The organism is uncultured Gimesia sp., from assembly GCF_963976445.1.
Lineage (GTDB): Bacteria > Planctomycetota > Planctomycetia > Planctomycetales > Planctomycetaceae > Gimesia.
Genome location: NZ_CAXBKP010000053.1, coordinates 1 through 10,548 on the forward strand (window position 1 = coordinate 1; position 10,548 = coordinate 10,548).

General features: G+C 49.3%; 10 protein-coding genes. All 10 read left to right on the top strand.

Translation table 11 applies throughout. From position 1 onward, the window contains the following. Positions 1–620 precede the first annotated feature (620 nt). A complete protein-coding gene (locus tag AAC022_RS26880; protein WP_145187188.1) occupies positions 621–1,178 on the top strand; it encodes a hypothetical protein in 558 nt (185 codons plus the stop codon). Positions 1,179–1,620: 442 nt separating this feature from the next. Continuing rightward, entirely contained in the window at positions 1,621–2,469 is an 849-nt protein-coding gene (locus tag AAC022_RS26885) for a hypothetical protein (protein WP_339736377.1), read from the top strand. Between the two features lie 367 nt (positions 2,470–2,836). Then, positions 2,837–3,127 carry a glycogen-binding domain-containing protein gene (locus AAC022_RS26890; protein WP_339736379.1) on the top strand — a complete coding sequence of 97 codons (291 nt, stop codon included), beginning with the start codon at positions 2,837–2,839 and terminating at the stop codon, positions 3,125–3,127. A 113-nt stretch (positions 3,128–3,240) separates the two neighbouring features. Then, on the top strand, positions 3,241–3,690 hold the full coding sequence (locus AAC022_RS26895) for a hypothetical protein (RefSeq protein ID WP_339736381.1): 450 nt from the start codon (positions 3,241–3,243) through the stop codon (positions 3,688–3,690). Between the two features lie 336 nt (positions 3,691–4,026). After that, the gene (locus tag AAC022_RS26900; protein ID WP_339736383.1) at positions 4,027–5,283 is read left to right on the top strand and encodes a cation:proton antiporter; all 1,257 of its coding nucleotides are present in this window, start codon (positions 4,027–4,029) and stop codon (positions 5,281–5,283) included. Positions 5,284–5,606: 323 nt separating this feature from the next. Beyond that, entirely contained in the window at positions 5,607–6,968 is a 1,362-nt protein-coding gene (locus AAC022_RS26905; protein WP_339736385.1) for a Glu/Leu/Phe/Val dehydrogenase, read from the top strand. A gap of 69 nt (positions 6,969–7,037) precedes the next feature. Then, entirely contained in the window at positions 7,038–9,032 is a 1,995-nt protein-coding gene (locus AAC022_RS26910; protein WP_339736387.1) for a 2Fe-2S iron-sulfur cluster-binding protein, read from the top strand. Positions 9,033–9,036: 4 nt separating this feature from the next. Next, the gene (locus AAC022_RS26915) at positions 9,037–9,813 is read left to right on the top strand and encodes a hypothetical protein (RefSeq protein ID WP_339736389.1); all 777 of its coding nucleotides are present in this window, start codon (positions 9,037–9,039) and stop codon (positions 9,811–9,813) included. Positions 9,814–9,845: 32 nt separating this feature from the next. Further along, positions 9,846–10,295, top strand: a complete 450-nt coding sequence (locus tag AAC022_RS26920; RefSeq protein WP_339736391.1) for a TolC family protein — start codon at positions 9,846–9,848, stop codon at positions 10,293–10,295. An 8-nt stretch (positions 10,296–10,303) separates the two neighbouring features. Further along, positions 10,304–10,548 (top strand): hypothetical protein (locus AAC022_RS26925; protein ID WP_339736393.1); only part of this gene is annotated, 245 nt, incomplete at its 3' end.

Consider the following 10,548-nt stretch of genomic DNA (forward strand, 5'->3'; position numbering starts at 1 on the left):
TTGCAATGGAACTGTCAGCATAGCTAGACAGATCAAAATGCGAGTCGTGATTGTATTAGTCATCCACATGAAAGAAAAACCCTTTATTCTCTGCTGCCCTGTGTCAGCGAGGAAGTTTCTATCCATTTAAATCGGTCCATACAGAAATGAACTACAGGCGAACTATCTGGAAATCGTCAATCTTTTCAGGATGTGTCGCAAAAATGTAGATGCTAAAGATTTGGGTAGACTGCGGGAGTATCTTCATAATCAGACATAGAGTCAATAGAGGTTACGCTTGCATCTCTATCATGTAATCGATGCAGAAACTGGTGAGATGAAAATCTCCAATCTGAATCTGAACTCATTACATTTCAATCACTTCCATCATCAGGGGAGGCGATTCATTACATAAATAGAATGGCCCCTTTAAGTTCGTTCTGTCGATTATGCCAACCCAAATGGACCAATTCTCCCGCAGTTATATTTCAATGTTGCCAGGTCACTATTTCTTCAAAGTGAGCTAAAAAAAGCTGATATTTACAAATTCAAAGTAAGTCGTGAAGAAACCGGTATCATCACGCATCCAATACCAGCGATAGCGTTCAATTTAACATTTCAAATATTTTTGGGAGAAGATCATGAAACACTCACGTCTCTTATTAGCAGGAATCTGTTTTGCTATCGTCGCGCCTGCGATATTGTCAAAAGATCTGTCGGCGTTTGCCCCGCCGGGATCGCGCCCATATATGGGAAAGCCTCACTATGGGTCGAGCACTTTCCGTTCATCGCGCAACATGAATCACGCGAGAGATTATTCTCGTGACCTCTATTACTATACTCGTGATGCTCAAACCATCGACCCAGAACTGGCAAGGTCAGAGTCCACAGAACTCGCGCGGAATATCGACGCTACGAAAAAGGAACTCGCCACGATCCGCAAAGAGTACGCCGGAGATAAAGAAGTCCTGGCGAGCTTAAAGGTAATTGAAGACCATCTAACGAATGCAACAGCACAACACAAGAAACTACACGCTGAATGCCAGATGGACACGTTCGATCGAACTGCTGGGATGAAATGCTGCAGTGACATCACCAAAGAGTTGGAAAAAGCGATGGCTGAGCATGCAGCGCTGATGCGTAAACTCGAAATTAAGGAACTAGCCAATAGTAAGAAGGAAACCACACCAAAAAAGTAAGTGTTTGTGATCTCTCCAACAATACTGGCGATCCTTACAGACAATGAAGGAGAGCATTATTTCATATTTTGACAAATTGAATACCTGCAAACGAGAGGGGATTCACCAAGGAAGTTGCTGTTCTTCCTTGGTGCCTTCGGATCTAGACGGATGAGAAATTCAAGATTTCATTGATTTTGTTTGTCAGAGTCGAGGCAAGGCCGCTCGCACTTCGTTCCAGCGATTGCTGCTAAAGGCCGAAGAGGAAATGGCTTAGAAAGCGACCATCCTCAATGCTCACGACAGCAAGTTCTCTCTGGCCTTAAAATAGATTGATGCGGAATACAAACATGATGCTGCCAAAGACACCATGATAACACGAAGGCGAAGCTCGAAAATCAGAAATAAAAGAGGTTTCCGTCTAGATTCTCAGTTAAAAATCAGTTGAATGAGGAGCGTTATAATGAACTACGCCACAAGGACCAAGAATTTTCAAATTGTTTTGACTTTGGTCGCAGTCCTTTTCTTATTGAGTTTAGTCAGTTTGAGGACAGTCCGCGCACAAAGTTCTACAGCGAAAGGTAGTCCTCACACGAATCACACTTCAGGCAAGTCAACCACCGGTGACCAATCGTTAGCCGCACAATTCCGAGACTTACAAACTAAAGTGGCGAAACTCGAAATGGCGTTACAGCAAAAGCACGATGGCAAAATGGGCTCCGAAATGCAAAGCGGTTCGATGAAGGGCATGATGGGTAAAGGTATGGAAAAAAAAGTTGGCATGGGCATGGCATCGATGTCCGGGCAGCGAATGTCTGGAATGGGGATGATGAGTGAGAAGAAAGGGATGCAGGGCAAGAGTGGAATGTCGGGCATGGCGATGATGGGACAGATGAAAGGCATGGGGCAGATGCAGATGCCGTCGGCATTGCCTGGGTTTGCCGGCGCATCGCACATCTATCATATTGGCGCCACCAGTTTTTTTCTCGACCATTCACAGCACATCACGTTGACTCAAGAACAACAAGTAAAGCTGAATCAAATCAAGGAAAAGGTGTTGTTGGGTCAGGCCACATTTGACCGTTGGATTTCGCAGGCAGAGCAGGAACTTTGGGTGTTAACCAGTTCCGATACGCCCGCCGCGGCCAAGATTGAGACCAAGATTCGTGAAATCGAAAAACTCCGAAGTGACAAACGGATCGCTTACATCCGAGCCGTCGGTGAAGCAGCCAGGGTTCTCACAGACGAACAACGACAATCGCTCGTCGGAAACTTGTCTCCAGATCACAAGACGACGGGTACGCGCGAATAGAACTAAGTCATCACTCACGGGGGAAAAGGTCTAAAATAGTTACCAAATTTCTTATAAAGCAAGATGAAGAATACAAACAATCGCCACAATAACCACCGCTACGACGACGTGTAATTTGCCACGAGCAGAATATTGTTAAGTAGAGGCACGATATCACGTTTAGCAAATAAATCGTTTGTCACGGCATCCAACTATAGCGATTCATATATGCCGCCAAAACTTTAAATGCTGCCAGGTCTGATTCGGGAAGTTAATTGTGGGTGGGAAGCAAAGCATCACCTCTGCGGAAAAGACCACCCAAGTGGATTCCGGAAACATTAAGACTCTCGACGAAAAAACCTCTTGTAATGTAACAAGGAACAGATTTATGTCAAAACGAAAAACAAAATCGACGAAGTTAAAATGCCATGCACCAGACGCTGAAGTCGTATTTTTGGCTGGTACTTTCAATGACTGGCAAATGGATGCTACACCTATGACAACGGACGGCAAAGGTAACTGGAATTCCGAATTGAATTTACCACCAGGGAGGTATGAATATAAGTTCGTCGTGGACGGCCAGTGGTGCTGTGAGCCAAACTGCCAGACATCGGATGAATGTCCCAAATGTGTTCCAAATGACTTCGGCACGATGAATCGATTCGTCGATGTCGTATGATTCTTCCTGCACACATTGGGCAATGAAAGGAGAGGCGAAAAACAGCACACTCACAATATACGTTCAGAAAAACCATGATTAACCTCAACTAACTAGTTAAAGGAGCTACGCTCATGACAAAGAAAACTAACCTCATCAGCAAGCTTAGCATCACTTCGGGACTTACACTCGCCATTACGATGATGGTGTGGTGGTCCGTTGCAGCCCAAGCAGATGACAAAAAACATGATGCTCATCATGGGCATCATGCGGTCCATATGAACCACATCAAGACCCAAGCAGAGGCGGAAGCTCTGAAACCGGGAGACTCGATTGCCATGGCGTGTAGCATGTGCAAGCATGTGATGGTCCAGCATGTGACTAAGGACAAATCGCATGTCAAAATGCTGACTATTGGCCAAAAGCACAAATGTGCCGCTTGTGGCGGTAGTGTCACTGTTGTTGGTACCGGCAAAGGCAAAGGAAAGAACGAAGAAGTGAACCATGTTTGCTCGAAGTGCGGTGATGACGCGATGTTTGTCTGTGCGACCAAGCCTGGCAGCGGTTCTAAACACCATCACTAACCAGGCAAAAAGAAACCTGAAATAGTTAAGACTTAATCTGACCGTGAGGGTCAGAATTGCACCAAGCTGTCACCGTAGGGCAGGATTTCAATCTGCCCTACGGTTGTATAGGGACCTGTGGGAGTCCAATTCGCTATCTGCCGATTCGTCCTTTACATGGAGGTCGAGATCACTCTGGACGTCTCAATAACACGTCCATCTAACCGAGTATCTTCGGTAATCATTGCGTCTGGGCCACTCCTCGAGGAGTCGGAATGGGAATCTGTTCCGCACAACCATCTGTTACTGATACATCCCAACCGTTCAATGCAACTGCGATGCATCGGGTAATCGTTCATGGATATAGAATCTATCACCATTATCGCCTTGGGAATTATTCTCTTCGGTCTTGTTTCAGCGCGATTGCGGCAGAGTGTCATCACAGCACCGATGGTCTTCGTCTTATTCGGTCTGTTGATTGGAGATGCGGGCTTTCGCCTACTCGAATTTCAATTGCCAAACAACGCAATATATTTACTTGCTGAACTGACTTTGGTCATCGTGCTGTTCACAGACGCATCGCGGATTGACCTGAAATTGCTGTACAGGGAACATAATCTGCCGGTCCGGCTACTGACGATTGGGCTGCCGCTTAGCATTGCGCTCGGTACCCTTATCGCTTGGTTGTTATTCCAAGAACTGGGTTTTTGGCAGGCCGCTGTATTGGCGACGATTGTGGCGCCAACTGATGCCGCTTTGGCCCATGTTGTGGTCACGAATAAATTAGTACCGATTCGAATTCGCCAAAGCATCAGTGTCGAAAGTGGTTTGAATGATGGGCTATGTCTACCTCTGTTTCTGATCTTTCTATGCGGCGCACGTGTGGCTGAGCATCCAGAGTCGACCGCGTATTGGGTTCGTTTTACCGCGATGCAAGTCGGCCTTGGTCCACTGGTCGGCATCGGAGTTGGCTACGTCGGGAGTAAACTGATTGAGCATGCGTCACGGCGCGAGTGGATCAGTCATTCGTTTCTCGAACTCACGACACTCGCCTTGGCACTGCTCTCATTTGGTGCAGCCGAGTTAGTCGGCGGCAACGGTTTCATTGCGGCCTTCTGTGCAGGACTGACCGTCGGAAACGTCTCGCGCGCACTCTGCGGCGCTGTTCGCGAATTCGCAGAGACCGAAGGGCAGTTACTAACTTTGCTGGTATTTCTAGTTTTTGGTGCCGTCCTGTTGCCGCTGGCCTTTGCCAACATCACATTTCTTGGATGTTTCTACAGTATTATGGGGTTAACTGTGCTAAGGATACTGCCTGTGGCAGTTAGCCTTGTGGGAACACGGCTGCGACTGGAAACACGTTTGTTTGTCGGCTGGTTCGGACCACGCGGAGTTGCATCGATTGTATTTGCATTGGTGCTGATGGAAGAAATTGCCATCCCTGCTCGGCAGGAGATCTTCGCAGTAGCCATGGCGACGGTGGCTTTAAGTGTATTCAGTCACGGATTAACCGCCTATCCGGCAGCGAAATGGTATGCCCGCCACACAGTAGCCACGAAGCAAATGGGTGCAGCCACTGAGCACGAATCAATCAACGAAATGCCGTTTCACTGACGCTGAGTTAATTTCCACGGACGCGAACTCATGGCGTGTTGAGCAAGATTCCGGAATTGGAGAACGTTTATGCGTTTGTTAAATACATATGATGCGCCGTGCATCACCGGGGATCAATTGGGACAGGATCATGGTTCCATTATTACTGGCCGTGGAGGGCTTGTGCTGCCAAGGCCGTAAAAGAAGAAAAAAAACGACTACATTCTGAAGAATGTCATACTAAGCAGCATCTAAGAAACCATAGAAGACTGGTGCTTTCTACACCGAGTCATCATTCAGCGTTGTATAGGCTATAGCAGACATAATTTCAAGAGGTAGTAACGATGGCCAAACAGGTAGTTAACGGAATTTTTGAGGACGCAATTGGTCGACTTGATCAGGCAGCTGAATTCACAAAAATTGATAAAGAGGCAATCGAGCGACTGCGGCACCCCAAGGCTGTGCTGCAGGTCTCAATACCGGTTCGCATGGATGATGGCTCGCTACGGATTTTTCAAGGATATCGTGTCCGACACGACGACACACGTGGACCGACAAAAGGCGGCATCCGCTTTCACCCGGGCGTGTCTCTGGATGAAGTAAAGGCGCTGGCCTTCTGGATGACCTGCAAGTGTGCCGTGGTGGGCATCCCATTTGGAGGCGGAAAGGGTGGGGTGATTGTTGACCCAAAACAACTTTCACGGATGGAGCTGGAACGGCTGAGCCGCGGATTTATCGGACAAGTCGCAGACTTTGTTGGACCAGAAACTGACATTCCGGCCCCGGACGTGTATACAAACGCCATGATCATGGGTTGGATGATGGATGAATATTCAAAGATTCATCGCCAACGTATACCGGCTGTGATCACCGGCAAACCAATTCCTTTGGGCGGTAGCCTAGGGCGTGACGACGCGACGGGCCGTGGAGCATACTATTGTATTAAGGAATTGGAGAAGCTGAAGGATTGGCAGCCAACCGACATCTGTGTTGCCGTTCAGGGATTCGGAAATGCGGGACAACACGTCTCACGACTGTTACATGCTGACGGGTACCGTATCGTCGCCATCAGCGATTCGCGAGGTGGTATCTATCGGGCCGAAGGACTTGATATTCCACGGGCCATCAAGTTCAAACAAAAAGGCCAGATGGTTGGTGGCGTCTATAGTGATCGATCGGTATGCGATTGTCCCGTTTGTGGGGACGCCGAGTCCGAGTGCAAATGTACCACAAATGATCCAGCCACGGGCGAGTCAATCAGCAATGCCGATCTGCTGGAATTGGGTGTGGATATTCTGATTCCCGCCGCGCTGGAGAATCAAATAACCGCTGACAACGCCAGCCGAATCAAGGCGCCAATGATTGTCGAGGTCGCCAATGGCCCCACAACAAACGCTGCTGACGAGATTTTGGTCAAACGAAACACGTTCGTGGTTCCAGATATTCTTGCTAATGCGGGTGGTGTTACAGTAAGTTACTTTGAGTGGGTTCAGAACCGTGCGGGATATTATTGGACGCAAGATGAAGTACAAGATCGCTTGCAGCACATTATCGCTCGGGAGTTCAATGCGATATACGAACTGATGACAAATCATGCAATCAATATGCGAACGGCAGCCTATGCTCAAGGATTGAACCGAATTAGCGAAGCGATTGAGTCACAAGGCACCAGCCAATATTTCTCGAACGGCATCGTCTCAAATTAACGATGAGAACGAGACCAGCGTAAGTTAATCGACCCTATGACGGCTGATGTGAGAGTGACTGGAGAGAGCATGAGCAAAGACTTAATTCTGAACTTTAAGGTAATCCCTTGGACCGGTGTGCCGTTTCTTGCTGTGCTCGGACTTGCGTTCATGGTAACGTCACTCACCTACGGGCAGGTGTCTCCCGAAGAGCACAAAAAACATCATCCGGGACAGTCTGGAACAGGTAAAGCAGGACCGGCGGGCAAAGGTCCTGGTATGGGTGGTGGAATGATGGGAGGTGGGAAGGGTGGCGGCATGGGTGGAATGATGGAGAAAATGGGCGCGCCCAAGCCCAAAGAACTGTACCCCAAGCTGATGGACTTGCCCGACCTGCCCATGGAAGAACGGGCCGTGATCAAACAGGAAGCCCACCAGCGGATGATGGAAGGCACGAAACTGTTAGCCGCTGGGCTTGACGAACTGACCAACACGATACCGGCCGACGATTTCGCTGCGATGCAAGTGGCCACGGCCAAGATGCGCGAGGGATTGACACAGTTTGAAAGTGGTTTGGCTGCTCACCGTGCGATCGCCGAGGGCAAATCGCCCCGCAACGTCGCTTTACAATGGTTTAAGCGCGAGATGAACCTGCTGCCACCTGCAGGTGCGGAACCGACGGGGGGGCGGCTCTGGGGCATGACGCCTTTTCACACAGGGGTGATGGTTGTATTGAGTGTCTTCGCTGCCGCCATGATTGCCATGTACTTCTTTAAGATGCGTCGTGCATCGGCGCTGCTTGAGAAACTGACCACAGCCGAGTCGGCTAACGAAGGTGCCAGTACGACGAAGGTTCCTCCCTCGGCCAGTCTAACATCTGATTCACCGACTGAATCTGAGCATCCTGCAACCTCGAAGGATTCTAATAAGTCGGCAACCGTTGCCGACTGTTGCAAAGATTCGGAAGAGACTTGCCCCAGCGACGAGGAATTAACTGATCGGCCAGATATCTCAGCAGGTCTCCTGTCGATTCGTAAGAAGAAGCTTTGCCGGTTGCGGGTGGCCCGCATCAACCAGGAAACACCCGACGTAAAAACTTTTCGGCTGGTCGCCTGCCATGGGGGCGGCATCCCTTTTAATTATTTGCCGGGCCAGTTTCTCACGCTCACGTTGCCGGTCGGCGAAAAACTGATCAGGCGAAGTTACACGATCTCCTCGTCTCCAACCCAGGGTTACTACTGCGAGATCACGGTCAAGAGGGAAGAGCATGGCGCGGGCTCACGATATCTTAATGACGAATTAAAAGTTGGCGACACGATTGAGGTGCAGGCCCCTAGTGGCAAGTTCTTCTTCACCGGCAAAGAGGCAGACAGCATTGTGTTGATAGCTGGTGGTGTGGGGATTACGCCGATGATGAGCGTCACTCGCGCACTGACGGACATGGTCTGGGGTGGTGACATCTACCTCATTGTGGCTTGCCATGACCCGGAGCATCTTATCTTTGAGTCCGAACTAAAGCGGCTTCAGGAGCAACATGAGAATTTGCATGTTTTCGTTGCTATGAGTCGCATCGAAGAAGACATAGATGGCTATCGGAAGGGTAGGCTAGCGCGGGATTTACTAGCCGAGTGGGTGCCGGAAATTACGTCCAGACGGATTCACATCTGTGGCCCGGTTGCGATGATGGATGCAGTCAAGAAAATGCTGGTGGAACTCAAAGTGCCTGCGGAGCGCATTTACACCGAGAATTTCGGAGGCGAACAGAAGCCACAAGTGCGGGCCAAAGAAAGAGCGAAGACGGCTGAGACGGACATCGCTGAGACAGGCGGAACGGTGACCTTCAGCAAGTCAGGTAAGTCAACACAATTTCACGAGGACGAGACCGTTTTGGAGGCATCCGAGCGCGTAGATGTTGACATCGAATACTCATGTCGGGTTGGCTCGTGTGGGGTGTGCGTAGTCAAACTCTTATCAGGAAAAGTTACAATGGAAGTCGCGGATGGCTTGGAACCGGAAGACAAAGAGGCCGGAATAATCCTTGCGTGTCAAGCAAAATCGACCGGCAATATAAGTGTAGAAGCGTAAGAAGATGAAAGAGCGTGAAAAAATCGTAGTGACTGGTTTGGTGGTATTGATGCTCATCACCTGGCTAGGATTCCCGTTTCACGAATCGCCGCGATTCGCTGGTAGTTCGTGGGGCGGGGTATTTGGTGTGACCGGTGCGCTACTGATGCTCGTGCCACTCGCTTATATGATCATCAAACGCGTCAAACGGCTCAAGAAAGCTGTGACAAAGTACGCATCCATGCGGACGCTACTGGCATGGCACATTTATGCGGGAGTCACTGGACCGATCCTGGTAGTGATTCATAGCGGCCACAAGTACGAAAGCCCACTTGGTGTCGCTCTGATGGCGATGATGTTGTTGGTCGTGGTCAGCGGCTTTATGGGACGATACCTAATGAAACAGATCTCAACGGAAATCCGCGAGAAGAATGCCCAGCTTGGTGAATTGGTAAAGATTTATGATCACACTAAGAAAGAGCTGGCGGATCGTCCCCAGGAAACCCTCACGATCCGTGCCTTCGCTGGCTTCTTTTCCAGACTGGCTGCGGGCTTTTTTCTTCCGGAGAAATCCTCGCCGCAATCAAATGATACCGCTGCTTCGTCACCCCGTGAAATGGTTCGCTTGGCCGAAGCCATTGCCGATGTCGAGTACGCCATTGCAACCCATGAGGAATTTAAAATGTGGTTTGGGAAATGGCTCAAGTTTCACATCGTAATTTCGTTCATTTTGTACGGACTGTTGGCTCTGCATGTGTACTTCGCGATCTATTTTGGTCTGAGGTGGTTTATGTCGTCATAACCTTTAACTGACATGTTCCCAGGAGAGAATCTATGAACACGACGCTTCTACTTAATCAATTTGTGACCGGCTTCTTTATTGCGACGATTCTGACCGCGGGGCCGGCTGGTTCATTCAGCAACGAACCAACGTCTGCAACCGCGGAGTCCATCGTCGAACTTTTACAGAAACGTCAGTTCGTACTTTCGCAACTTGTAAAATTACAAACAGAAGCTTATCGCAACGGAGAAACTGGTCTGGAGACTATTATACAGGCGAGCCAGCAACTTCTGCTGGTGGAACTCGAACTCGCCACTAGTCATGAAGAGCGGATCAAGCTGCTGGAGAGATCTATTAAGTTGGCGAGTGAGTTGGAGAAACTTGCCGAGGCGAAACATAAATCCGGGAATGGTTCCGCGGCAGATATTCTGAGCAGTCAGTCAGATCGCCTGAAAGTGGAAATCAGACTCGTACGTGAGCGACAGAAGAAAAAGCAGGGCTGAAATGACACATGAAAAGCAAATGGATCTACATTGTTGCAAGCATTTTGTTCGTCGTTCTGTGGATCATGACGTCGAGCGAATCTGCGCTGAAACAACCCGCAACCTGGCAACGCTTGGCCGAACCCGGCCAATTGTCGGCCGCTCATGCGCATTTGGAAAACAATTGCGCCGCATGCCACACATCGGTCACCGGCATCGAGACGTCGAAATGCATCGTCTGCCATGCCAACAACGAGTCTCTTTTGCAACGGCA

Coding starts and splice junctions, on each gene's coding strand:
- AAC022_RS26880 (WP_145187188.1), top strand. CDS start 621: ATGAAACACTCACGTCTCTTATTAGCAGGAATCTGTTTTGCTATCGTC.
- AAC022_RS26885 (WP_339736377.1), top strand. CDS start 1,621: ATGAACTACGCCACAAGGACCAAGAATTTTCAAATTGTTTTGACTTTG.
- AAC022_RS26890 (WP_339736379.1), top strand. CDS start 2,837: ATGTCAAAACGAAAAACAAAATCGACGAAGTTAAAATGCCATGCACCA.
- AAC022_RS26895 (WP_339736381.1), top strand. CDS start 3,241: ATGACAAAGAAAACTAACCTCATCAGCAAGCTTAGCATCACTTCGGGA.
- AAC022_RS26900 (WP_339736383.1), top strand. CDS start 4,027: ATGGATATAGAATCTATCACCATTATCGCCTTGGGAATTATTCTCTTC.
- AAC022_RS26905 (WP_339736385.1), top strand. CDS start 5,607: ATGGCCAAACAGGTAGTTAACGGAATTTTTGAGGACGCAATTGGTCGA.
- AAC022_RS26910 (WP_339736387.1), top strand. CDS start 7,038: ATGAGCAAAGACTTAATTCTGAACTTTAAGGTAATCCCTTGGACCGGT.
- AAC022_RS26915 (WP_339736389.1), top strand. CDS start 9,037: ATGAAAGAGCGTGAAAAAATCGTAGTGACTGGTTTGGTGGTATTGATG.
- AAC022_RS26920 (WP_339736391.1), top strand. CDS start 9,846: ATGAACACGACGCTTCTACTTAATCAATTTGTGACCGGCTTCTTTATT.